At 46.2% G+C, this 23,193-nt stretch carries 23 protein-coding genes; 13 read left to right on the forward strand and 10 right to left on the reverse strand.

Annotation, left to right across the window (positions count from 1 at the left end; all coding sequences use genetic code 11):
- Positions 1 to 13: 13 nt before the first annotated feature.
- Positions 14 to 2,188 carry a DNA helicase II gene (uvrD, locus tag LU361_RS06440; RefSeq protein WP_233087995.1) on the reverse strand — a complete coding sequence of 725 codons (2,175 nt, stop codon included), beginning with the start codon at positions 2,186 to 2,188 and terminating at the stop codon, positions 14 to 16.
- Positions 2,189 to 2,498: 310 nt separating this feature from the next.
- On the opposite strand from uvrD, the gene LU361_RS06445 reads away from it, so the two are divergent.
- Positions 2,499 to 3,350 carry an SIS domain-containing protein gene (locus LU361_RS06445; protein ID WP_233087996.1) on the forward strand — a complete coding sequence of 284 codons (852 nt, stop codon included), beginning with the start codon at positions 2,499 to 2,501 and terminating at the stop codon, positions 3,348 to 3,350.
- Between the two features lie 67 nt (positions 3,351 to 3,417).
- Here the strand turns inward: LU361_RS06445 and LU361_RS06450 are convergent, their stop codons facing one another.
- The gene (locus LU361_RS06450; RefSeq protein WP_233087997.1) at positions 3,418 to 4,176 is read right to left on the reverse strand and encodes a TlyA family RNA methyltransferase; all 759 of its coding nucleotides are present in this window, start codon (positions 4,174 to 4,176) and stop codon (positions 3,418 to 3,420) included.
- 36 nt (positions 4,177 to 4,212) lie between these two features.
- Here LU361_RS06450 and LU361_RS06455 point away from each other — a divergent pair, with 36 nt between their 5' ends.
- From LU361_RS06455 to rsgA, 8 genes are all read left to right on the forward strand, one after another.
- The gene (locus LU361_RS06455; protein ID WP_233087998.1) at positions 4,213 to 4,659 is read left to right on the forward strand and encodes a GNAT family N-acetyltransferase; all 447 of its coding nucleotides are present in this window, start codon (positions 4,213 to 4,215) and stop codon (positions 4,657 to 4,659) included.
- Positions 4,660 to 4,923: 264 nt separating this feature from the next.
- Positions 4,924 to 6,135, forward strand: a complete 1,212-nt coding sequence (locus tag LU361_RS06460; RefSeq protein ID WP_233087999.1) for a sterol desaturase family protein — start codon at positions 4,924 to 4,926, stop codon at positions 6,133 to 6,135.
- A gap of 10 nt (positions 6,136 to 6,145) precedes the next feature.
- The gene (locus LU361_RS06465) at positions 6,146 to 7,432 is read left to right on the forward strand and encodes an aminotransferase class I/II-fold pyridoxal phosphate-dependent enzyme (protein WP_233088000.1); all 1,287 of its coding nucleotides are present in this window, start codon (positions 6,146 to 6,148) and stop codon (positions 7,430 to 7,432) included.
- Between the two features lie 6 nt (positions 7,433 to 7,438).
- Positions 7,439 to 8,644: a GNAT family N-acetyltransferase gene (locus LU361_RS06470; RefSeq protein ID WP_233088001.1), complete on the forward strand. Its 1,206-nt coding sequence runs from the start codon at positions 7,439 to 7,441 to the stop codon at positions 8,642 to 8,644.
- A gap of 1 nt (position 8,645) precedes the next feature.
- A complete protein-coding gene (locus LU361_RS06475; protein ID WP_233088002.1) occupies positions 8,646 to 9,794 on the forward strand; it encodes a GNAT family N-acetyltransferase in 1,149 nt (382 codons plus the stop codon).
- A 26-nt stretch (positions 9,795 to 9,820) separates the two neighbouring features.
- Positions 9,821 to 11,662, forward strand: coding sequence for a MutS-related protein (locus tag LU361_RS06480; protein WP_233088003.1), 1,842 nt, complete (start codon positions 9,821 to 9,823; stop codon positions 11,660 to 11,662).
- A 10-nt stretch (positions 11,663 to 11,672) separates the two neighbouring features.
- On the forward strand, positions 11,673 to 12,506 hold the full coding sequence (locus tag LU361_RS06485; protein WP_233088004.1) for a formyltransferase family protein: 834 nt from the start codon (positions 11,673 to 11,675) through the stop codon (positions 12,504 to 12,506).
- 234 nt (positions 12,507 to 12,740) lie between these two features.
- Complete coding sequence (rsgA, locus tag LU361_RS06490) at positions 12,741 to 13,811, forward strand: ribosome small subunit-dependent GTPase A (protein WP_233088005.1); 1,071 nt, start codon at positions 12,741 to 12,743, stop codon at positions 13,809 to 13,811.
- Positions 13,812 to 13,878: 67 nt separating this feature from the next.
- On the opposite strand, the gene LU361_RS06495 is transcribed toward rsgA, so the two are convergent.
- Genes LU361_RS06495 through LU361_RS06505 form a run of 3 tightly spaced genes read right to left on the reverse strand, consistent with a single transcriptional unit; the run spans position 13,879 to position 15,441 of the window.
- On the reverse strand, positions 13,879 to 14,592 hold the full coding sequence (locus LU361_RS06495) for an LrgB family protein (protein ID WP_233088006.1): 714 nt from the start codon (positions 14,590 to 14,592) through the stop codon (positions 13,879 to 13,881).
- Positions 14,589 to 14,924, reverse strand: coding sequence for a CidA/LrgA family protein (locus tag LU361_RS06500; RefSeq protein WP_233088007.1), 336 nt, complete (start codon positions 14,922 to 14,924; stop codon positions 14,589 to 14,591). The genes LU361_RS06495 and LU361_RS06500 overlap by 4 nt, the downstream gene beginning before the upstream one ends.
- 10 nt (positions 14,925 to 14,934) lie before the next feature.
- Positions 14,935 to 15,441: a disulfide bond formation protein B gene (locus tag LU361_RS06505; protein WP_233088008.1), complete on the reverse strand. Its 507-nt coding sequence runs from the start codon at positions 15,439 to 15,441 to the stop codon at positions 14,935 to 14,937.
- Between the two features lie 101 nt (positions 15,442 to 15,542).
- On the opposite strand from LU361_RS06505, the gene LU361_RS06510 reads away from it, so the two are divergent.
- A complete protein-coding gene (locus LU361_RS06510) occupies positions 15,543 to 15,965 on the forward strand; it encodes a flagellar basal body-associated FliL family protein (RefSeq protein WP_233088009.1) in 423 nt (140 codons plus the stop codon).
- 69 nt (positions 15,966 to 16,034) lie between these two features.
- Here the strand turns inward: LU361_RS06510 and LU361_RS06515 are convergent, their stop codons facing one another.
- Positions 16,035 to 16,238, reverse strand: coding sequence for a 2-hydroxymuconate tautomerase family protein (locus LU361_RS06515; protein ID WP_233088010.1), 204 nt, complete (start codon positions 16,236 to 16,238; stop codon positions 16,035 to 16,037).
- Positions 16,239 to 16,262: 24 nt separating this feature from the next.
- A complete protein-coding gene (locus LU361_RS06520; RefSeq protein WP_233088011.1) occupies positions 16,263 to 17,468 on the reverse strand; it encodes a YbfB/YjiJ family MFS transporter in 1,206 nt (401 codons plus the stop codon).
- A 115-nt stretch (positions 17,469 to 17,583) separates the two neighbouring features.
- Between LU361_RS06520 and LU361_RS06525 the strand changes: the two genes are divergently transcribed.
- Together LU361_RS06525 and LU361_RS06530 are read left to right on the forward strand one after the other, a co-directional pair.
- Positions 17,584 to 18,429, forward strand: a complete 846-nt coding sequence (locus LU361_RS06525) for a LysR family transcriptional regulator (RefSeq protein WP_233088012.1) — start codon at positions 17,584 to 17,586, stop codon at positions 18,427 to 18,429.
- Between the two features lie 108 nt (positions 18,430 to 18,537).
- Positions 18,538 to 18,900 carry a hypothetical protein gene (locus LU361_RS06530; RefSeq protein WP_233088013.1) on the forward strand — a complete coding sequence of 121 codons (363 nt, stop codon included), beginning with the start codon at positions 18,538 to 18,540 and terminating at the stop codon, positions 18,898 to 18,900.
- Here the strand turns inward: LU361_RS06530 and LU361_RS06535 are convergent.
- The 3 genes from LU361_RS06535 to LU361_RS06545 all read right to left on the reverse strand — a co-directional run bounded on the left by LU361_RS06535 (position 18,884) and on the right by LU361_RS06545 (position 21,615).
- Positions 18,884 to 19,501, reverse strand: a complete 618-nt coding sequence (locus LU361_RS06535) for an acyl carrier protein phosphodiesterase (RefSeq protein WP_434064658.1) — start codon at positions 19,499 to 19,501, stop codon at positions 18,884 to 18,886. The two genes, LU361_RS06530 and LU361_RS06535, sit on opposite strands and share 17 nt — an antisense overlap.
- A gap of 19 nt (positions 19,502 to 19,520) precedes the next feature.
- A complete protein-coding gene (gshA, locus tag LU361_RS06540; RefSeq protein WP_233088015.1) occupies positions 19,521 to 21,113 on the reverse strand; it encodes a glutamate--cysteine ligase in 1,593 nt (530 codons plus the stop codon).
- 79 nt (positions 21,114 to 21,192) lie between these two features.
- Positions 21,193 to 21,615: a hypothetical protein gene (locus LU361_RS06545; protein WP_233088016.1), complete on the reverse strand. Its 423-nt coding sequence runs from the start codon at positions 21,613 to 21,615 to the stop codon at positions 21,193 to 21,195.
- A 543-nt stretch (positions 21,616 to 22,158) separates the two neighbouring features.
- Here LU361_RS06545 and gspC point away from each other — a divergent pair.
- Complete coding sequence (gene gspC, locus LU361_RS06550; protein ID WP_233088017.1) at positions 22,159 to 23,190, forward strand: type II secretion system protein GspC; 1,032 nt, start codon at positions 22,159 to 22,161, stop codon at positions 23,188 to 23,190.
- Positions 23,191 to 23,193: the final 3 nt, after the last annotated feature.

Consider the following 23,193-nt stretch of genomic DNA (forward strand, 5'->3'; position numbering starts at 1 on the left):
TTTTTAGAATCTCTTAAACGGCTTCAAGCTTAGCGTATTGCAGCACCAAGCGCTTGGTTCCGGCGTCATCAAAGTTAATTTCAATGTGAGCGTTCGGACCAGAGCCTTCAACATGCAGAATCACGCCCTCACCGAAAATGGGGTGAGATACACGCTGTCCCAAATTAAAGCCTAAACCCTCGGTCGAATCGCTCAAACGCGCGCGCGCAGGTGGACGGTTGTATTCAATCGGCCGTGTTACCGTCGATTTCACTCGCACTTCTTGCAGACATTCGGAAGGAATTTCCTTCACAAAACGGGAAACGGAATTAAAGCTTTCTTTGCCGTGAATTCGGCGAGTTTCGGCGTAGGTTAAATACAGCTTAGTCATTGCTCGGGTAATGCCAACATAAGCCAGGCGACGCTCTTCTTCGAGACGGTTTGGGTCTTCCACCGACATTTTGTGCGGGAAAAGATTTTCTTCCACACCGGCCATGAATACCAACGGGAATTCCAAGCCTTTGGCCGAGTGCAAAGTCATCAACTGAACCGCATCTTCGAATTCGTCGGCCTGCTCTTCACCGGCATCGAGCGCGGCGGACGCTAAGAAATCAACCAAAATGCTGGTGTCTTCATCGTCACTGGTGGGTTGATACACGCGGCAGGCACTGATGAATTCGTCCAAGTTTTCCTGTCGAGCTTGGCCCTTTTCACCTTTTTCTTTTCCGTGAAATTCTTTCAAGCCGGTTAAAACAATCGCTTTTTCCGCCAACTCGTGCAATTGCAGACTTTCAACCTGGTCGGCCAACGTTTGTACTAAGCTCATAAAGCTCGACACCGAACTGGCTGCGCGATTCGATAACGCCTTGTTGGTAATCATTTTTTCCGCCGCAGACCACAGCGAGCAACCCTGTTCACGGGCGAACAAACGAATGCCGTCAATGGTTTTGCCGCCAATGCCACGGGTGGGCGTATTGATCACGCGCTCAAGTGCGGCATCATCGTCTCGATTAACCATCAAACGCAGATAGGCGAGAATGTTTTTAATCTCGAGTCGATCGTAGAAACGGTGGCCGCCATAAATGCGATAGGGCACCGATTCGCGCAGTAGCGCTTCCTCTAAAACACGCGATTGCGCGTTGGAGCGGTACAAAATGGCGATGCTGTCACGACGATTGCCTAAGCCAATCCACTTATCAATTTGACTGACAATGAATCGGGCTTCGTCTTGCTCATTAAAACCGGCGTAAAGTGAAATAGCCTCGCCCTGCTCGCCTTCGGTGTGAAGGGTTTTGCCCAGGCGACCAAAATTATGCTCGATAACGCCGTTTGCGGCCTGAAGAATGGTGGCGGTAGAGCGGTAGTTTTGCTCTAAGCGGATGGTGGTTGTGCCGGGAAAATCCTGGTCAAATTGCTGAATGTTCTCGATTTTTGCCCCGCGCCAACCATAAATCGACTGGTCATCGTCGCCGACGGCAGTCACCCAACATTGCTGACCGGCCAACACTCTTAACCACGCATACTGCACGGTGTTGGTGTCTTGGAACTCATCCACCAAGATAAACGGAAAGCGCTCTTGATAGTGACGCAGTAAAACCGGATTGTTGAGCCACAACTCGTGTGAGCGCAGCAATAACTCACCAAAATCCACTAAGCCTGCAGTCTGACACGCCTGCTCATACTCGCGATAAACGCTGAGCATGGTGCGCTCGTACAAATCGGACGTTTCAATCACATGATCAGCGCGACAACCCTCGTCTTTATGAGCGTTGATGTAAGACGCCGACTGCCGAGCGGGCCAGCTTTTTTCATCGAGATTGAGCGCCTGATGAATGCGCTTTATCAAACGCAGCTGATCATCGCTGTCGAGGATTTGGAAATTCTGCGGCAACTTCGCCTCTTGCCAGTGCGTTTGTAACAGGCGATGCGCCAGGCCGTGGAAGGTTCCAACCCACAACCCTCTGGGATTCACACCCAGCAGTTGTTCCAGGCGAGCGCGCATTTCTCGCGCCGCTTTGTTGGTGAAGGTCACCGCCATAATCGAATGCGGTGAGATACCTTGCTGCTGAATCAACCAGGCAATGCGATGAACCAGAACGCGGGTTTTACCGGAACCGGCTCCAGCTAGAATTAATTGGTGGCCTGGCGGTGCACTGACAGCCTGAGCTTGAGGGGGATTGAGATGATCGAGTAATTGGGAGCTATTCATGCGGCGGCATTGTAGCAGAGCCAAACCTAATTAGAGACTTCGCTGCTCAAAAACCTCGATTTGCGCCAGCTAAGCAGAATCGGCAAAAACACAACCGCGATTTCAACTTCTGTAAATTTGGTTCAAGATTTCTTCGAGACGAAGGTTTAAGATCAATAGATGCCGTAACGACTGGAGTCAAAATCAAGCATTCGAGAATTTTTAGCTGAAATTTGTGTAATTTTACTACAAAATGACGCTATATTTTATAAGAACTCCGGCGCCACCTGGGCACAGAAACAATAATCAGAATATTTGGCAGAGAGAAGTCTTGACCTTAAACCCCTCTGAAGTGACACAGAACATTACCGATTGTATTCCGACCATGCGCAAATCAGAACGCAAGGTCGCCGAGTACGTGCTGGAAAATACCCGCGATGTCATTCACATGCGTATTGTCGATCTGGCGAATGCGGCGAAAGTGAGTGAGCCGACGGTAGTGCGTTTTTGTCGCGCGGTAGGGTGTAACGGCTTCCAAGAGTTCAAACTCAATTTAGCGCAGCAGCTGGCCTCGATTCCCAACTTTGTTCACGTCGCCGTCACTCGCGCAGACACAGTCACCACATTCTCACAAAAGATTTTCGATTCTACCGTCGAAACCTTGCTCCAAATTCGCGATCAGCTCGACCCAATTCAAGTGGAATCCGCCATTCAGGTAATTTGCAAAGCCTCAAGAGTGGAGTTTTTTGGTTTTGGCGCCTCGGGCGCGGTTGCCGCCGACGCGCACCACAAGTTTTTCCGCTTGCAGTTGGCCACCGCAGCCTATTCCGATCATCACATTCAGCACATGTCAGCAATGAGTATGAAGCCCGGTGATGTGGTGGTGGCGATTTCCCAAAGTGGCCGAACCAAATCGCTGCTGGATTCGATGGATTTGGTAAAACAGCAAGGCGGGATCGTCATCGGCATATCGCCCAGTGGTTCACCTATTTCTCAGGAATCCACCGTAGCCGTTGACGTCAATGTCGATGAAGATTTGGATATCTACACGCCGCTGTTGTCGCGCATTGCTCATCTTATCGTGATCGATATTCTCGCCATTGGTGTGGCCCAGCAAAAAGGCGAGGGCTTACATGAGCATTTGTACAAACTGAAACAAGGTCTCGTGCCACTTCGAGTGTAGGGGCCTTTTTAACAGAGCCCTTGTTCAAGTCGGGGATTAGTTGAGCGGAACTCAGCTCAACCGCGCTTTATTCAGATCGCTGTGCCATTAAAATAAATTCACGATTGCCGTCGCCACCTTTGATTGGGCTGTCGATAGTCGCATGCACCCGCAACCCCAACGCTGCAACTTCTCCTGAAATTCTCTCCAAAACCTGCGCGTACAGAGATGTATCGCGAACCAAACCGCCTTTACCGATGTTGTCACGCCCCACCTCGAATTGCGGTTTCACTAACGAAATTAACCAAGCGTTGGTTTTCATAAGCGCGGGAAGGTTCGGCAATATCAACGATTGAGAAATAAACGACACATCCATGACCACCACATCAAACCCCGACGGAGAATATTCCAACAGAGATTTCGATGGCAGATCGCGTGCGTTCACTCCTTCTAAACAAGCAACACGCGGGTTTTCTCGCAATTTAACGGCAAGCTGATCGTGGCCAACATCGACGCCCACCACCTGATTAACGTGATTTTGAACTAAAATGTCAGTAAATCCGCCTGTGGACTGACCTACATCTAAAGCGTTCATTCCTGTAACATTCAGCTCCAAATGATCCAAGGCCGCTTTTAGCTTCAATGCTCCGCGTGATACATACTGAAATTCTTCACCAGCATTCACCTTGAATTGTGTCGCAGCCTCAAGTTTTAACGATGGTTTTTTCAATAACTGCCACTGACCGTTGTTAAAATAGTGAATACACTCACTCTTGATCAGCCGAGTGGCGAGTGCACGGGTACTCACCCAGCCGCCTTCGACCAGTAAAACATCGGCGCGTATCATGTGTTTGTCATACTCCAGCGTAGTAAGGAGAAAAATTTGATTACCATCGTTCAAATCCGAGCTAATCAAACTCACCAACTTCGCCAACAGCTGCTTCGTCCGACGCAATCAGTAAAAGAAATGGATTTTCCCGGTGACCGAGATTCTACCACCAAGCACTTTGGTGCCGTAGAGGGTACGGGCGAACTGGTCGGAATCGCTTCGGTTTTTTATGTGCAACACAATCATTTAACCGACGCGCATTGGCAATTGCGAATGATGGCAACGATCTCCCGAGTGCGGCGATACGGTGTTGGTAAAGCGTTGGTGAGCGAAATTGAATCCTACTGCAAATTGCAGTCACAGGCCCCTTGCATTATTTGGGCAAATGCACGAGTCGGTGCGTTAGGGTTTTATCAATCGATGGGTTATTTGTCAGAAGGTGACGAATTTGAGTTGCCCCAAATTGGTCCACATCAATTAATTTACAAACAGATAATTTAGCGCGATTAAGCTTTTAAATTTATTTATGAAAAAATGCCAAAGATCACAGAAAAGCCGTGTTAAAAAAATTAACCTGAATACGATATTGGTTTTCAATTCTAAATTATTCGCTTTAAGAAATTGATTGTTCAAAATATAAGGCGAAGAAAATGATCGCCTCTTGCGTTTAACTGCGCAAATTCTTTTTACCTGATTGTAAAATACCTATTAACCCTTAAGCTAAACTAGCAAGCTGATCAGCTCAGCGAATGTTGAAACTTATTCATGCTCAAATTTTACCTTGCCGTTGTTGTATTTTTCTCCGTTACATGGCTTGTCGAGTTTATTTACGGCGCAAAGAAAAAACGTAACACCTACAATGGCAACGAATTTTTTTCAAATCTAGCACTCGGTTTAACCAGCACACTCACCAGCGTTTGCGTAACGTTATTGAGTGTGCCGCTTTATCTTTGGCTCTATAAAAACTTTTCCATTGAGTCGCTTAAAGGGACGTCGCTTTTTCACATCGTTTTCGCCGTCATCGCTTACGACTTTTTGTATTATTGGAATCACCGCTGGCACCATACCGTGACCTTTCTCTGGCTCGGCCACTCCGTCCACCACTCGGGGCAATCGTTTAATTACAGCACTTCATTGCGCCTTGGGATTATTGCATCGCTAACGAGCTGGGTTTTATTTATGCCTCTGGCTATGTTGGGTGTAAGTATCGAAGCTTATTTAGGAATTTACGCAATACAATTGGTGTATCAGCACCTCATTCACACTCAACACATCCCAAAGCTCGGTTGGCTGGAGCATTTTTTTTATACCCCATCCCATCATCGCGTTCATCACGCGTGCAACAAAGAATATCTTGATAAAAATCACGGCTGCTTTTTTATTGTTTTTGATAAACTGTTCAACACCTTTGCCGAAGAGAAAACTTCGGTTCCAACACGATACGGAACCACGCACCAAGTTAGTAATCACACACCTTCTTTAATTAATGTATTTGAGCTTAAAAGACTGTTTCGATATTTAACGCATCCTAAAATGTCGGCGACAAAAGCCATTCATGCATTTTTTAATTCACCGGATTACGAATCAACGCACAGTGAGCAACCGTTTAATCCACGAAAAATGCAAGACTATTCCAATAGTCTCGATTTTATGTCGGTCGCTTTTTTTCTATTAGGGCTGGTTGGAGCAATTTATATTGCGGTCACATTTATTGAGAACGTGCAAGAACTTGATCTTACCTGCGTGGTACTTTTTTTATTATTGGCGATTGGATTAATCGATCTTGTCTCTTCTCATTTGAACAAGAAAACACATACTGGCTGGCTAGCGATTGCTACCACGGCATTAATTTTTGTAACCTTAGCTTTACAGTGCCAATCTTACTTATCAAATCTTGCGTCTTTTTATTATTACACTTTAATGACATGCAATTTATTATATCTCCATAATAAACAATACAAGTATTCTAAAGCTTGAGACTGCCATTATGACTTCCTTTAAAATCAACGATTTAACCTCCGGCTCTCGCACCTGTAAATTTATATTATCGAGATATATCAAGTACAAGCAAAAAGGTTACTCTGCGCTGGTCTCGAGAATTTTCCACGGCGTACCAGCGAAAAATGCCAAGGTCAGCTATAACACAGTAGAATTCACAGACCCGTCTAATCCAAGTTACAGCGACGAAATTAAAGACGTTTTGCACTTGGGGTCTTACAACTATTCTGGCCTCAACGGCAACACCGAAATTATCGATGCAGCAAAAGATGCGTTGGATCAGTACGGCACAACAACCAGCGGGGTAAGATTGCTCAACGGCACTTCTAACCTGCATATTGAGTTAGAAAAGAAATTGGCTAAGTTTTTGGGTTACGAAAGCGCGGTAACCTACAGCAGCGGATTTGCAGCGAATCTCGCCGTGTTTGATACCTTGTGTGATGAATCCGATGTAATTTTCTCCGATGAACTCAATCACGAATCTATTTTAAAAGGCATCAAATTGTCGGGGGCTGTCTGCGAAACCTACCCTCACAAAGACGTTGCCGCACTGGAGCAACTGATTGCGAAATATCCCAAAGATACTCGCAAATTTATTGTTACTGATGGCATTTTCAGTATGGACGGCGATTTAGCACCGCTACCAGAATTAGCGCAATTAGCCGAACAATACGGTTGTTACTTAATTGTTGATGACGCTCACGGAACCGCTGCTATTGGCCCCAATGGTCGCGGCAGTGTTGCTCACTTCGGGCTCGAAAAGAAAGTCGATATTATCACTGGCTCTTTGAGCAAAGGTCTGCCCGGCATCGGCGGTTTTATTGCCTGCAATAAAAAAATCGGTGTTGTATTACGCACCGGATCAGCACCTTATATTTTTTCGGCCTCGATTCCACCGGCAACGGCCGCAGGCGTAACAAAAGCCATCGACATTCTTCAGAAAAATCCGGCCATCATTAATCGATTGGATCGAAACGCAAAATTTGTTCGCGACAGTCTCAGAGCCGCAGATATCGATATTTTACAGAGCGAAACGGCGGTGATACCGGTTATTGTCGGATCAGACCACAACGCTTATACCCTGGCAAAAAATCTTCACGAACGGGGAATCTACGCCAACCCAGTTGTTTTTCCTGCGGTAAAACGCGGTTCCGCTCGAATCCGACTGAACGTCAGCGCAGATTTAAATCAAAATGAATTAAACTTTGCCGTAGACGCCATTATTCGAGAGACCCACAACATACTGAATATACCCAGCGCAGCAGGAGCAGCGTAGCGGAGTATGGTGCAAGCAACTACATTTAACGTTCAATGGTTTGACAACATTGACCAGGTGTCGCTTGCCGACTGGCAAGCCTGTTTTCCCGAAGATGACATTCTGCGCTCATACGATTTACAGCGCGCGTACGAAACCTCTAATTTCCGTGACGTCAATTTTCACTACTGCGTGGTTACACAAGAAAATCGTGTGGTAGGGATTCTTCCATGTTTTGAATATCGAATTTCATTAACCGACGTCGCCAGCGTTAGCACTCAAAATATCGTCGCTCGCATACGCAAGATTTACCCAAATTTTTTAAAACTGAAAGCCTTTGTTGCGGGCGCACCGATTTCCATCTGCGATGATTTAATCGGCATTCATCAAGACTGCCGCTCGGATCTGCAATCGATTCTATCGGTAGCTTTCTCAGCCATTGAAGAGCGCTGCAAGCAAACCAACAGCACGGTTACGTTAATAAAAGAAATCAGAAACCGATACCAATCGGTGTTATTTCAGCAGATTAAAGAAGACTTTGTCATCGGCGAAAGCCCGCCAACCACATTTACTTATGTGGGTGAAATAAACGGTGAGCCGTATTTACAGCGCTTGAGAAATCGCTATCGAAGCTCGATAAAAGGTTACCTCAATAAATTTTCCAACAGCGGCTTACGCTGGGAATTGATTTCCGATTTTGGTGATTTGTCGGAAACGCTTTGCGAGCTGTACTTAAATGTCCTCAATAGATCCAAAGTAAAATTTGAACAATTAACGCCGGATTTTTTCAAAAGCATTAATACTGCCTTGGGCGAACGTTCGGCGGTGCTGGTCGGCTACCACCAAGAAAAAATTGTCGCCATGGAATTGATTCTACAAGGCCGCCAAATGCACCCCATTTATTTGGGTATGGATTATCAGTACCTAAACGACGCCGGGCTTTATTTCAATTGTCTGGTAAAACTGTTGCAAGAAGCGCAAGACAGACAATGCTATACGGTAGAACTTGGTCAAACGAGTTACGAGGCAAAATCTAATTTCGGCATTGAGTTAGAAAAACTGTACGTAGCAATCAAGCACAAAAATCCGATAATCAATAAACTATTACGGTTGTTTAAACACCAAGTACTGCCGCCGTACCCAGAAATTCCGGCACGCAATATTTTCAAAGATTCCAATGCCCATTCTGCTCATTTAGATCAAGCGATAATTCCCTCCCGCGCAGGTTATTAGTTTGAATACTGTAATTGACAATTTTAACATTCATGTTGCCACGTCAATAAACGAGTTAGACGCCGACTTATGGGACCAAAAAATCGGCTTTAACCACGCCGCCAAGTCTCATCAATTTCTTCAAATTATCGAAAGCAGTTTTCCCGCAAGGCAGTATTTCTACTTTTCGGTTTATTCCGCCACCGACAGCAGCAAACCCATCGCTTTATTTTTTAGTTGCCAATACCGACACGACTTATTTCAAGGCGCTCAAGGATTGACGGAATCTTGCGTCAATAGCGTTAGACATCTTCTGAAAAATTTTGGCGCAATTTCTATTGCCATGACAGGCAATCCGGAGTGCCACAGCCAAACTTGGTGGTTCGACGATCAAGCCATTACAGAATCTCAATTTTTTTCTCTGAGCACTCAATGCCTAGAACAGCATCACCCTAAAGCCTGGCTGTTGATTGTCAGAGACTTTATGATTCAATCGAACAGTGACAGTCACTTTTACGATTTAAAATCAAAATTTGGCCATTTCTCGTTTACGTCTTTACATCCAATTGCAGCGCTTTCTATTGGCGATCAATCGGCGGAATCTCACAAAAGCCGGTTAAAGCGTAATTATCGTCGACTGATTCGCAAATCCTTGACCGATCTCACTCAGCAGCAATATCGCGTTGAACGGCAACTGGATTTCAGCCAATTAGTCGATACGTTTTATTCGCTTTATCTCAACGTTCATCATCGCGCGCAAGAATACGTACGCGAGCCTTTCCCAAAATCATTTTTACTGGATTTGGCGAAAAACCCATTTTCCGAAGCAACGGTGATTTACGACGACGATTCACGAGTTGCAGCGTTTACGATCAGCATATTCAGTTCAACCATCTACAATCCGTATATTTTCGGAACCCGTGAAATTAAACCTGACGATCCCAATTTTTATTACGCGTTAATGTGGTTTGACCTAGAAAACGCCTGTCACCGACGTATGACTCACATGGACATGGGCATCACCAACTATTTTCCCAAACAAAACTTTGGCGCTGAACTGCTGCCCTTAGCGATGGCCGTTTCAGTTCGAAAACCCTTCCGATGGCTTTCGACATTAATTGCCAAAGCCCTTGCCGAACCCCAACCGCCCATAAGGTCTGGTCTTAAATAAAACTGTGGTAATCTAAGCGCATCATTTTGAAGAGGTATTTAGCCATCAATACTGAAAATTCCGCGCGCGCGCAAATCACAGAAAAGCTGGAGCACTATACTCAGCAGGTGGCAAAACACAGCCAAGCGCTGGCGTTACTGTCTCGCTACCGAACAGTGTCTTTTATTGGTTTTGTGATCACGTTATTTTTTGTCGATCGCTACCCACTTCTTCTAATACTCAGCGCCGCTGTATTGACAGTGTTCTTCGGCTTTGTCGCGCGCTATAAAAAAGTCACAGCGCTTAAGCACAGCGACGAAACACTGTTAGCTATCAATCGGCGTTCGATGGCGAGAATGAATCGCGATTGGAAAAATCTAGAAGCGCCGGAACAAACTGAATCTAAAACGGTATTTTGGCAAGATTTAAATATCGGCGGCACGCGATCAATTATTTCGTTGTTAAGCCATATATCTTCACCACTTGGGCTCAACACGCTAAAAAGCTGGTTAGAAAAAACGCCTACTATCGAAGACATTACCGAAAGGCAGGCTGGGCACCAAGACCTTAAAAACCAATTAGGCTTCCGGCAAACCATTAATGCTCTCGGATTGCAGATTAAAAATATCGGCCAGCTCAACCACTTAGTTGACTGGTTACAATCGGAATTTACGCTGGTAAAAAAACCAAAGCAAAAACTGATTGCTCTGCGTTGTTGGAACGGCTTAGGTGCCCTGTTGATTTTACTGGTAGTTACCGGCGTACTTTCAGCAATAAGTGTTTTAGCATACGTCATTATAAACGCTGCGTTACTGTTAAAGTTCAGGCAAGCCGTTACTGAGCTCTATTATCAAATCAATATCAAACCTGAGCAAATTGAGAATTTAACTAAGCTAAGCCAAGAAATTGAACAGTATAAAAGTCAGTCGCCACTCATTAATCATTTACAAAGCGAACTGTTTTCTGCCGAAAAAAACGTTCCGTTTTCCGAGCAACTGTTAAGCTTGTACCGCTTAATTTTATTATCTGAATTACGCTTGAGCGCGATTCCTTATATTTTGGCGTCGTTGTTTTTGGCCTGGGATTTACACGTCTTTTTAAGATTGCAACATTGGGCGTCTAAGAACACGCACGCATTCGATCAATGCATTGATGCAATTTCACAATTTGAATCCTTATCGATTCTTGCGGCGGTAGCTTATGAGAACTCCACATGGACCTTACCGCACATTCAGAAAGACAGATCGTCTGAAATCGTGATGGAACACGGCGGGCATCCTTTATTAAAACAGGATGAGGCAATCAGGAATTCTCTAACATTAACGCCGAACGATAAAATTTGTGTTATTACTGGCTCTCACATGTCGGGCAAGACGACGTTTTTACGCACGCTCGGTGTTAACGCTAAGCTCGCTATGATTGGCTCCGTGGTTTGCGCGCAATCGCTGTCAATGCCGCGCTTGGACGTTTTAACCAGCATGCACATCTCGGATTCGCTGTTAGACGGTGTCTCACTGTTTATGGCCGAAGTTATTAAAATAAAAACGCTGATCGATATTTTAGAGAAGAACAAACAATCCGATAACATTAATACGTTATTTTTGTTGGATGAAGTTTTACGAGGATCTAACGATTTAGAAAGAAAGCTGGTGTTCACTCGTTTGCTCAACAAGCTCGACACTTACGGTGGCTACGGATTGATTTCGACCAACGATATATCGATCGCTAAATCGGATGAAGTAAACCAAATTGTCAGTCAATACCATTTCCAAGAATCACTGAGTCACCAAGAGGGCTCTGTCGCGTTTGATTTTGACTACAAACTGCGTTGCGGCGTGGTTGCACAAACCAACGCCATGCAAATTTTGCAATCTATGTCGGTTATTTAACGTTTTCGTTATGCGTATTATTTTAGGCGTATTGCCAAGTGTTTATTCTCTGTATTTCATCAACCATTATTTGCGAGTTCAAAAATGCACTTTAGAGGCTGTCGTCGTATCAACAAAACCCGTTGTCATTGATCGTCGTCCCGTGCTCGGAATTCTCGATATCAATTTTCTTATTCAACGATTCGGGTTCAGTTATTTTGGTTTTTTACTCGCAAACCAATGGTTACTATCTAAGGTTAACCGTCAATCCGAGCAAGAAAATGAATCTTCTAAATTGTGGAATTTAAATCGTTTGAGTGATGAATACGGCTTCTCGCTAATTTATGCCGACGACTTTAATTCCGACGACACCATTAACATCATCAATGAGATTAACCCGAACTACTTTTTGATTAATGGCTGCGATCAAATACTATCGCCTAGGTTTTTAAATCGCAGCCGCCCGCAGGCCATTAATATTCATCCGTCTTTACTGCCGGATGATCGTGGTGTTGATCCAGTTTTTCAAAAATTATTGCGCGGGGATTTCACCTGCTCGACCTCGTTGCACCAGATATCAGCAGAAATTGATCGCGGTCCAATTTATTGCCAGTCTCGACAAAACCTTGGTTCTGTCGGCAGCTATTTAGAGTTTTCTATGGCCCACGCGGTATTGGCGTCAGAGATTTTGCAGGCGTTTTTGCAAAACCCAAATGACCTCAAACCGCAAAAAGAAAACGCACAACACCCCTATAAGTCTTGGCCCCAGAAACACGAGATACAGCAGTTTAAGCAAAAGGGGGGGCGTTTTTTATCGAAAGCTGCGATCCATCAATTTTTAAACTTCACCTTCACCCACTGTTAAAGTAGACGGTGGTATACTCACTGTAATTTCAATACTCCAAATTCCGAAGGGGGCGTATCCATGATTGTTTTCCACCGCCAGGCCGGAGCAAAAGCTAACTCACACTAAGCAGTGAATTTCTCTGCTACTGGTTAGTGCCCGGCTTGTGAGCCGGGATTCGCACGAATCCCAAATTATCAGCGCAACACACTGTGTTTGTGCGGCTTTGCTATGCGTAATTTTGGGAAAACACTCATGTATTTTCAGCACCTTTCCGACCTCGGTTGGAACAATTACTTTCAGTCTCAACTGACCTTTGAACAACTTGATACACAACTTCCTTTTCGAGTTATTTCACAACACCGCAGCCAAGTGGAATGCGTCGGCCTCAACAAAAACGGGCAGCCGATCGACGTAGCGCTGGGCAGTCATTTTTGGCGTAACGCAGACACTTACGAGCGCCCAACCGTTGGCGACTGGTTGATGCTCGATGAACACCTCCAACCTCAGCAATTGCTTGAGCGCAAGTCGTTGCTGAAACGAAAGAGCGCCGGCCAGACTTCAGCACTTCAGCTAATCGCAGCCAATATCGACACGCTGTTTATCGTGACTTCGTGTAATGACGATTTCTCGCTAAACCGGCTGGAACGTTATCTATCGATTGCTAATGAGTCAGCGATTCATTGCGTGGCGGTGATAACAAAAGCGGATTTGTGCAGTGATACCTCGGTGTTCGTGCAGGCGATCGCCAACGCCCATCCTTCGCTGGCAATCGAGACCTTGAACGCCACCCATACCGACGAACTCGACTCCCTCAAACAGTGGATTGGTGTGGGCCAGACAACCGCGTTGCTGGGTTCTTCTGGAGTGGGGAAATCAACCATCATCAATGGTCTAACCGCTGCTAGCGCTCAGAAAACCGGAGCCATTCGAGAAAGCGACAGCAAAGGAAGACACACGACAACCGGAAGAAGTTTGCATCGATTATCCGGCGGCGGTCTGCTAATTGATACGCCCGGAATGCGTGAGCTGCAAATGGTTGATAGCGAACACGGCATTAAAACCACGTTTCACGAGATTGAAATCCTGGCCGAAAATTGCCGCTTCAAAAACTGCTCACACACCACAGAGCCAGGCTGTGCGGTGTTGCAAGCCGTTGAGTCTGACAAACTGGAGGCGCGATTATTGGATAACTACCACAAATTGCTGTCCGAGCAGGCGCGTAATAATGAATCCGTTGCCGAAAGACGCAGTAATGATCGTGCCCTTGGACGTTTTTATAAAAACGCCCAGAAAACTTCCAAAAAGTTTAAATCCAGAGACTAGGCACTCAGTAAGGAATCGACACAGGGACGTGTCGACTGTGAAATTGAAGTATCCGAGGTTAAACGAGTTAAAACAGTAACGAGTGCATATAAGGAAGCACGAAAGCGCTGACCGTTCCCGTGATTCCCATACTTAATCCTGCAAGAGCACCACAGCGAACACTGATTTCAAAACCACGCATGGTGCCAACACCATGAGCAAGGGTGCCGAGCAACAAGCCTTGAAGACGGTCGTCGGATAAACCCACCCATTTAAAAATCGGCGGGCCGAGCAAAGCACCAACAACTCCGGTAAACACCGTAATTGCCGTCGACAGAGCAACAATGCCACCGATCGATTCGGCAATGCCATAGGCCATCGGACTGGTAACCGTCTTGGTCATCATACTGACAAGAATTTCGGTGTCACCGCCAAACAACCAAGCAAAACCTAACGCCGATAGAGGTGCAATCACACTGGCAACAATAATCATCAAGCTGGCGGGAATGACCAAACCGCGCAGCGCTTTTAACTCCAATCGCAATGGCACCGCCAAAGCCACAGAAACCGTTCCCAAAAAGTAGACCAACAAGGTACTGCCTTGTTTGTAGGTTTCAAACTCCATGGGCGTAATGGCGATAAAACCTGCCACCAGGAAAGAACCGGCAAGTACGGGGTGCATCCAGACCTTTCGTCCTACTCGTTCGTAGGCCATGAAGCCAAGCTGAAATCCCAGCAGTGTAATGAACACTGAAAATAGGGGAGTTTCTAATATTTCTTGAATGGCGGGATCGAAAGTCACAGCTTAGTCATCCATTTAAGGAGGAGGGCACAAATTAAAATGGCGACTGCCGTTCCTAAAACCATACCGGCGAGAAGCGCGGGCCATTGCCCTAGAATTTCTTGCGGTAAATAAAATAAACCAACACCGGCCGGCATAAAAAATACACCGAGGTAGCGGATTAGGTGATCACTGACGACTTTTACTGACTCAGGCAGAGGAATAAATAAGAAGGTCACAAACAACAACATTAAACCAATGACCGAACCCGGAATAACCAAGCCAAATGAGCGGGAAACAAACTCCCCCAACATTTGGAAGCCAAAAAGTAATACCAACCCGCGAATTACCACTGAATAAATCCTAACTGCGTCGCAGAAGCTGCCAAATATTAATAAGAACAAGACCGGCGAAAGCCACCAGAGTCCAACCGGGAATACTCAATCCCAAAAATGTCCAAGAAACCTCAGCGCAATTACCGTCACCACGCAATAAAACCGTTAACGCTTCTTGCAGAGGAAATGCTTCGATTAAATAGTCGAATGACGGTCCGCACGCGGGCACCTGATCTTCAGGAAGACTTTGTAACCACAACTGACGCGAGGAGAAAAAGCCACCTGCGATAGCGCTGATAATCGCCAAGAAAGACAGCACCTTTCGGGCTGTCACTGCGTTGTGAACAACAAATGCAATTAGCGCCCAAGAACCAGTGGCTATAATGAAAATACGCTGGGTAATACACAGTGCGCACGGCACCAGATCCATAAAGTATTGCATGTAAAGGCCGACAGCCATTAAGCCAACGCAACCTAAAAATACGATGAAATTGGTCAGTCGAATACCCGGCAACCAGAAAGATGAAGCAGACAAAATCAGAATTCTCCTAGTTTCTGCGACCCAAAGCGACATTTTATCCTATCGATTGCTTTGGTGCTGTTGAAATTACTTACGCCACTTTCGAGGATGCGACGATGACGTTTCTCTACCGCCTGATCATGTCACTCATAATTTTATGGGTGGCTTCAACACCTATCGCTTTCGCCGAGGAAGAAGCCGCAGAGGGCGAACCCATCGCGGCAATTTACATCCCCATAAAACCGTCGTTTGTGGTCAACTACGGTGGACCAGGCAAACTCCGTTACATCAAAGCGGACATATCAGTTCGAGTAAAAGACAGCGCAACAGCCAACCAAGTTCGACACCACTTACCTTATCTTAGAAATAACATTGTGCTTCTTTTGAGCAAACAAACCAACGACGCTGTTGATACCCAAGCGGGCAAAGAGTTACTCCGCCAAGCTGCACTGGAAGAAGTCCACGCGGTTCTAGAGGAACAAGAGGGATCAAGCGGTGTTGTCGATTTGTATTTCGATAACTTTATTGTCCAGCGCTAATACTTTTCCAAGACATATATTCAGGTCTATCCACAGAAATTGTGGATAGATTTTCTCTTAAATTGACCACTATTTGGCCCGTTTTCGGATTTCAGTCACCACCTCGCCGCCAATTCCCCAGTTGTCGGTTTCGACCTCATCAATAACCACAACGGTGGTTGCCGGATTCTTATTTAAGGTGGTTTGCAACAACTCAGTAACCCCCTGAATAAGCTCAGCTTTCTGTTCGGCGGTGGCACCTTCATTGGTAATTTTAATATTGACGTAAGGCATGATTTCTCTCCGTAATTGATTCTGTTAACGCGCCGAATAAGCGGCAATCTCGTCGATTTGTCGATCTTCTTTTGTGTCTAAATATTTCAGCAAAATAAATAAACACAAGCCAACCACCATCACCAACGCCGCCATATAAAGACCCACGTTGTAGTTTCCGGTGTACTCGGCAATGATTCCTGTTACCGCTGGCCCCACAATTTGAGCGACACCATAAGCAACCGACATTTTGCCCATCATTTTTGCGGGTCGAGTGGGGAAGTAGTGACCACTCATGGTTAACACCAGCGACACCAAGCCGATAAACGTCGCACCAAATAGCACACAACCGAGCAGAACAAAGGGCAAGCTCGGCATCATCACCGGCAGCAGAATTCCGGCTATTTGCAGCAAGGCGGCAGCGCTCAGTGAAGCAAAATAGCCGATGCTTCTTGCCACCCGATCCCACAGAAATGCTCCGGCTGCGGCGGCAAGACCCATCACCAAAAAGCCCAAACCGCCTTTGCCTTCCATGCCGGGTAAACCATCGATAATGGCAACAATAAACGTCACACTGACAACGTAGCCGACACCAGCACAACAATAGGCGGCCAAAAATAATCTGAAAAACAACGGACTCGGCGGGTGATCCTGGGTCTGCTGCTTCGCGACCGGCTTTTCTGTATCCGGCGACGGCAGCCAAACCCAGGCAAGCACCGCCAGCACCATCGATAGCAGCGTCAAACCCAGCCATTGCTCACGCCAATCAAAATAGGCACTCATCGACTCAATAACTAGGGTGACAATAACCACGCCCAAACCAACGCCGCCGTAATGAATGCCCAGCTCCCCCCGGAAACCGTGCTGCACCAGCCAGTGTAATATCAGGGCAGCTGAAATAATCATGCCTGCGGTACCGCTGAGCCCGGCAAGAAATCGAAAAAACACCCACAACCAAAAGTTGTCCGACAGCGCCATACCAAGCGTACTCAGCACACCTAATATTAGTGCTATGCGATAAAAGCGGTCTTTTGTGCGCAAACTGGTTATTTGGCTGGCCAATAAAGCACCGGCGAGGTAACCCATGTAAATAACGGCGGCCAACCAACCGCCGCGCGACAACCCAAGCCCGGTTTGCTCTTGCATAACTGGCAATAAAGGCGTGTAAGCAAAGCGGCCGATACCAATGGTAAGCAACACGCACATTACTCCAGCGGCCATCACGCGATATCTGAGTGCCGAAGATTCCATACACCACCTAGTTGTTTAATTCGCGCTTACCATAAATAATATGCATATTCTCTTCAAACGAATAATAGAGAACCTTTTGTTCTCCATTTGAGATATGAGCTTTTTAGGTACAACTATGGAAATTCAGTCATTGCAAACATTTCTGGCAGTCATTGATGAAGGCGGCGTGCAAGCGGCGTCAAAGTCCCTGCACACGGTCCAGTCGAACGTCACCTCGCGCATCAAACGGCTGGAACAAGAATTAGGGACAGAGTTGTTTTACCGAAGCGGTCGACGGCTTGAGTTATCACGCTCGGGACGAGAGCTGGCAAAGCACGCCCGTGAACTGCTGCAAATGCACAAACACGCCCACCAAGCAGTACAGCAAAGCAATTCTTTGACGGGCGAATTGCGAATCGGAACCATGGAGACATTTGCCTCTTTTCGTTTACCCAGTGCCTTAAAAGCGCTGCGAAGCCAGCACAATGGCATTAAGCTGCGAGTAGAAACCAACACCTCTGAGCACTTGATTGAAAAGTTGCTACAACACAAACTCGACTGCGTCTTTATTGGCGGCCAGTTCGATCACGAAGACCTTGTCGCCACACAAGTATTGATCGAAGAACTGGTATTGGTGCGAGCCGCCGCCGATGACAATCCAGACACACCGCTAATGCTTTTTCGCGAAGGTTGTGCGTACCGCAATCGGTCATTGCAGTGGCATTCTCGACTCGGCAGACCCACACAAGAAGTCATTGAATTGGGAACTCTCGACGGCATATTGGGGTGCGTCAGCGTTGGGTTAGGCATGACATTAATGCCGAAATGGGTTGTAGAATCGAGCCGATTTCGATCGGAATTAGTCGTTGAGAAATTGCCCGAAGAAATCGCAATGATTCCCACCATGATGATTTGCCATCGTCGGGACGCCGAACTTCAAGCGATGCAAACATTGAAAACCGCGGTGACTTGTCAGCAGTAAGCCTCGTCGTACTCCGTTGATTTTTCGATGAAATATACGAAAAAAGTTCATCCGCCCAAGTGGCATAATTTTTAGCGTTTCTTCCACCTAAATTTTGGAGAGTTTATTTTGAAACGCTTTTTTCTACTGCTAGTACTGGCGATATCAGCCGCACCAAGTTTTGCCCAAACCACCCGAGTTACGGGCCTTATTAGTGACATCTGGTTTTTCAGTAACAATTTTTCGACCTACAACCAAGCCGGTGATACAGCCCTAGCTGTATTTTATATCGATTCACCAGAGCTACTACCCGCATGCGGTGATGGTCCACCACGAATTGCTATTTCGACAGATCACCCGCTCTATGACTCAGTTGTGTCTGCCGCATTAGCCGCAAAAATCTCTCAAAAGCGTGTACAAATGTGGCACTTACCAACGTGCAATATTAGAGAAAATTCTTGGGATTTCGCGCTATTTAGTTTCGCGGATTAATACCAAAAGCGGCGGGAAATTGGTTGTTGAGCACGTTTGATTGACGAACAATATCCGGAAAAAGATCAAAAAAGCGTTTTTCCAATAATGAGTATTGGCTGACGCCCGCTTCAAATGCCGCCGTTAACCCCAGAGGTTTTCTGCGGCGCTCATCCATAGAACGGACGATATTTTTAAGCTGTTCTAATTCGCCATAGCCCATCAATAAATCTTTTTTTTGCGCATAGGTGAGCCAGTTTAAAGCTCGTTCGGGCAAAAAGGTTTCTCTTGTGGATAAGTCTTGATAGAACTGCCGGGAAAATTCGCGCAGCGACGTGTTGTGGAATTGCTGCCAGTTACGACAGAGAAAGTGGTCGATGAATAAATCCAACAAGATAGGTGCCACACGGCGATGTTGCTCACCAAATTCGGCGGCACATTCGCGCATACCCTCGTGTTGATTGCTCCAAGCGTCTAATTGTCGGTGGTGCCATATACCTTGCTCGATGTGCAAAGGTCGTTCAGTGGAAAGGGGACCTTTGACAAAGTCCCCTAAGAAAGCTCCGATCTGGTGGTCGGGGTTCGAACCAACCACCAAAATATGCGCTAAATAATTGATAATCTATCTCTAGAACATTGCATTAAGCGCGAGCACAGAAGTCGTACTGCGCGTAATAATCTTGCAAGTAGTCTTCAAAACTCAGCTTATCTTTCACTTCAATTTTTGCCTGCTCAAGCAAAGAATCCTCAGCCATATCCTGCAATCGCTTATAGGAGGATTCATCAATGCCCACAGTTTTGAAGTACTTAGAATGGGATTGCGCTAAAGACATAACATGCTCAAAGAAGCTTTGATTGTTGTCTTTCATCGCCTGGAGAATTTTTGCCGATGGCGTCAATTCTGGGTTTTCAATCAGAGCACACTGGCTTTCAAGGGCAGCCATGTAACCTTGATTACCACAGGAAATATCCAACAGCTCCGCCACTGGGTGCATCGATTCGAGCAATTGCTGCCCCCATTGGCGCAGCGGCTTTTCACTGCCATTGGCAATGAGTTTTAAATTCGGATCGCGTCCTTCGTACACGGTGCGTTTTTGATTCTCCTGAATCGCGCGGAACTCTTTTTCAAAGGTTTGCGGGCTCGGCTCCAATAAGCAATACAGTAAGAACGTATCCAAAAACAGCATCTGGTTACGGGAAATCCCGAGCGGCTCATACGGGTTCAAGTCCACACAACGCACTTCAATGTATTCAACACCACGATAAAACAGAGCCGTTAACGCCGTTTCACCGGTACGTGCCGTACGCTTAGGACGAATGGCACTGTAGAACTCGTTTTCAATTTGCAAAAGTGAGGCGTTTAATTGCTGATAATCACCGGCACCATTCTGAACACCTAGATCGGTGTAGTCCTTGTAAGGTGTGTTGATTGCACGACACAAAGTACGCAGATACGAGCCGAGATCGTTGTAGTCGACCAATAAGCTGGATTGCGCGTCACTCTGATACCCCAAATCACCCATTCGCAGCGAAGTTGCATACGGGCGATAAAAGGTCTCGCCTTTTTGATCCCACTTATCGAGGTTGTGATCTTTCCCTTCCACAAAACAGCCGCACACAGCCGGAGAAGCACCGAACAAATACAATAGAATCCAATAGTAGCGGCGGAAGTTGCGAATTAGATCGAAGTAACGTTCAGTTCTGAATTGTTGAAGATCTAAACTGGTTTTTTCTCGCCCATGCAAATAAGCCCAAAACGGACTCGGCAAAGAAAAGTTATAGTGAATGCCCGATATCGTCTGCATCTTACGGCCGTAGCGATGCCCTAAACCCTGCCGATAAATAGTCTTCATGCGACCAACGTTCGAATTGCCGTACAAGGCAACCGGAATATCTTCGTCTTTGTCCAACAGGCACGGCATACTCGCAGGCCACAGATGCTCACCGTTTAGCGCACCGTGGGTGAACTGGTGTGTCGCCATGAGGTTTTCAATCACAGAGCCCACCTGATGCGATGGCGGCGTAATGAATTCGAGCAGGGATTCGCTAAAATCTGTTGTAATCTGTGAATGAGTCAACGCTGACCCAAGCTCTTTCGGATGGCGTGTTTTGGCAATGCCACCGCCGGTATCGACACGCAGGCTCTCTTTCTCTAAACCGCGCAAAATACCGTACAAAAGCGGCGAATTCTCTGGCTGTTTCAGGTCCTCAATGAGGGAATTTATATCTGCCAAGGGGCCTCCTCAGGGCGTTATCAGCAATCAATGGTAGAGCTGTTGCTCAATACTTCATCACCACTTAACTGAAGCGTGATTAAGCGCCTTCTTTTTCTATTGTGTCAAGCTCAGCACCGTCAGATTGAGACGGCTCAAAACCAGGTAACGTCAAAGCTAATTCGTCATCGGTGGCTTTTGACGCTTCTGTGTTGTCAGATTCAGCGACGGGTTCTGCTGATACAGCGTCGCTTTCTGGGTCGGGCTCTTCGCCGTGGGTTGGCTCTGGCAACTCTGAAATCCAGGAGGGATCAATGATGGGAACACCTTTTTCGGTCGCCTCAGTTTCGACGACCGTAATGCGCTGGTCAAAGTCACGAGCACTGATCTCAAAGATTTCATTGATTGCTTCGTCTTTATTTACTACCCGATACAAACCTGCCGGTTCTTTTCCGCTCACCCATAACCCCTGGCGGCTGAAGAAAAACTTGTTTTGGTTTTGTAGTAGATAAACTGTGCTCATTAATTACTCCAACGTGCGCACTATTCAATCTGGAATTGTCAAAGCGCTAGTCAATGACCTGTATATACCGCAGACGTGATAAAAAGTTTATCCGAATGTGCGGTTAATCCAGAAAAATACAAGTCAAAGGAAAACTTAATGCCACCTTTCGAGAATTATGACGCCAAACCGTCATATTTCTGTAGCATTATTCGCGCTCCGAATGTAAAGCGGATTGTTTTTTGAATTTAGGTTTAGTTGTGACATTTTAACGATTAGTAAAAATCTGTCATGAACTTTACGTCAATGCCGAATAAAATTTAGTCGAGTACATCAGGAATCTTAAAGCTATTTTATCCACTGATGCTTCTCATCTAAACTTAAACTAAATACTCAAAAATCAATTCTAAACACCGGATTTGCAAGGAAGGCAGTGGCAGTTAGTACTGTATAAAAGGTATGATTGGCCGCTTTGGTGATTTCGTCACCTTTAATTAAGAACCAATTTGAATTTACAACATCTGACTAAAAGACTGACGTTAGGGAAAAACAGACTTATCTCTCATGAGCCAAGCAATAAGCCAATTACCAATGATGGTAAAACAAAACCTGGGTAAACCAGGCACCGTTATTTTAGCCCGCAACCTTCTTGTTGTAGTGCTTTTGGTGTGGGCGTGTTTCAACTTGGCCACATTATTCTGGGCACTGTTTCCAGCCCCGCAAATTCCAGAGCCATCAAGCGCAACACCACGCAATGCCGTCGTCGAAGCAAAGACCGGCTCATCGGCAAGTCAATCTGGAATCGATATCGACGCTTTATTGGCCGCAGAACTGTTCGGTTCTGTCGATCCCGAAGAGGAAGTTGCCGAAGTTGCCCCAGTGGCGAGCGAGTTAATTCGCGATGTTGAAGAAACCGATCTCAACTTAACCTTAAAAGGCGTCATTTTAAGTTCCATCGCAGACAATTCAGAAGCCGTTATCGGCCACGGTCGCGAAGAAAAATTTTATCAAGTCGGGGCAAAATTACCCGGCGGAAATAATGTCAGATTGGTACAGGTACAAACTGACCAAGTGATTTTGGAAAACAACGGTCGCAACGAAGCACTCAGACTCTTTGAACCCAGCGACAGCGTCAGCAGCGCACCGGCACCGGTTAGATCGAGAAATTTATCACTCGGCAGCTTAGGCAGAAATCCACGCGAAATTTTTGATGAAGAGTTAGCCAGAGCGGGCGTTGATCCCGATAACATTGAAGAAGACGAGGACGAAGAGCCAACACCGCAGAATCGACGCCGTGTCGTGTCTCAAGCACCAAAATCCTTAGCCGAAGTTATTAAATTTAGCGTCCATCGAGACCAAGGCGAAATTGTAGGTTACAAGATTCGTCCCGGACGCAACCGCGAATTTTTTACGCAGCTTGGCCTGCAACCTAACGATATTGTGACCGAAATTAACGGAATTGCGCTCAACAATTCCGGTAGCGTCTCTCAGGTATACCGCGAGATGCGAGAAGCAACCAGCGCGAGCATTACTTTGGTTCGCGACGGCCAAACTGAGTCATTAAATATTACGCTTGAAGACTATTCCGAGGAGTGAGGA

This window comes from Sessilibacter corallicola (assembly GCF_021290925.1).
Taxonomy (GTDB): domain Bacteria; phylum Pseudomonadota; class Gammaproteobacteria; order Pseudomonadales; family Cellvibrionaceae; genus Sessilibacter; species Sessilibacter corallicola.

What these genes read in the sequence shown, in the direction of transcription:
- rsgA (WP_233088005.1), top strand. Translation starts at nt 12,741, where the DNA reads ATGTATTTTCAGCACCTTTCCGACCTCGGTTGGAACAATTACTTTCAG.
- LU361_RS06460 (WP_233087999.1), top strand. Translation starts at nt 4,924, where the DNA reads ATGCTCAAATTTTACCTTGCCGTTGTTGTATTTTTCTCCGTTACATGG.
- LU361_RS06485 (WP_233088004.1), top strand. Translation starts at nt 11,673, where the DNA reads ATGCGTATTATTTTAGGCGTATTGCCAAGTGTTTATTCTCTGTATTTC.
- LU361_RS06525 (WP_233088012.1), top strand. Translation starts at nt 17,584, where the DNA reads ATGGAAATTCAGTCATTGCAAACATTTCTGGCAGTCATTGATGAAGGC.
- LU361_RS06510 (WP_233088009.1), top strand. Translation starts at nt 15,543, where the DNA reads ATGACGTTTCTCTACCGCCTGATCATGTCACTCATAATTTTATGGGTG.
- gspC (WP_233088017.1), top strand. Translation starts at nt 22,159, where the DNA reads ATGAGCCAAGCAATAAGCCAATTACCAATGATGGTAAAACAAAACCTG.
- LU361_RS06515 (WP_233088010.1), bottom strand. Translation starts at nt 16,238, where the DNA reads ATGCCTTACGTCAATATTAAAATTACCAATGAAGGTGCCACCGCCGAA.
- LU361_RS06465 (WP_233088000.1), top strand. Translation starts at nt 6,146, where the DNA reads ATGACTTCCTTTAAAATCAACGATTTAACCTCCGGCTCTCGCACCTGT.
- LU361_RS06545 (WP_233088016.1), bottom strand. Translation starts at nt 21,615, where the DNA reads ATGAGCACAGTTTATCTACTACAAAACCAAAACAAGTTTTTCTTCAGC.
- LU361_RS06470 (WP_233088001.1), top strand. Translation starts at nt 7,439, where the DNA reads ATGGTGCAAGCAACTACATTTAACGTTCAATGGTTTGACAACATTGAC.
- LU361_RS06450 (WP_233087997.1), bottom strand. Translation starts at nt 4,176, where the DNA reads ATGATACGCGCCGATGTTTTACTGGTCGAAGGCGGCTGGGTGAGTACC.
- LU361_RS06520 (WP_233088011.1), bottom strand. Translation starts at nt 17,468, where the DNA reads ATGGAATCTTCGGCACTCAGATATCGCGTGATGGCCGCTGGAGTAATG.
- uvrD (WP_233087995.1), bottom strand. Translation starts at nt 2,188, where the DNA reads ATGAATAGCTCCCAATTACTCGATCATCTCAATCCCCCTCAAGCTCAG.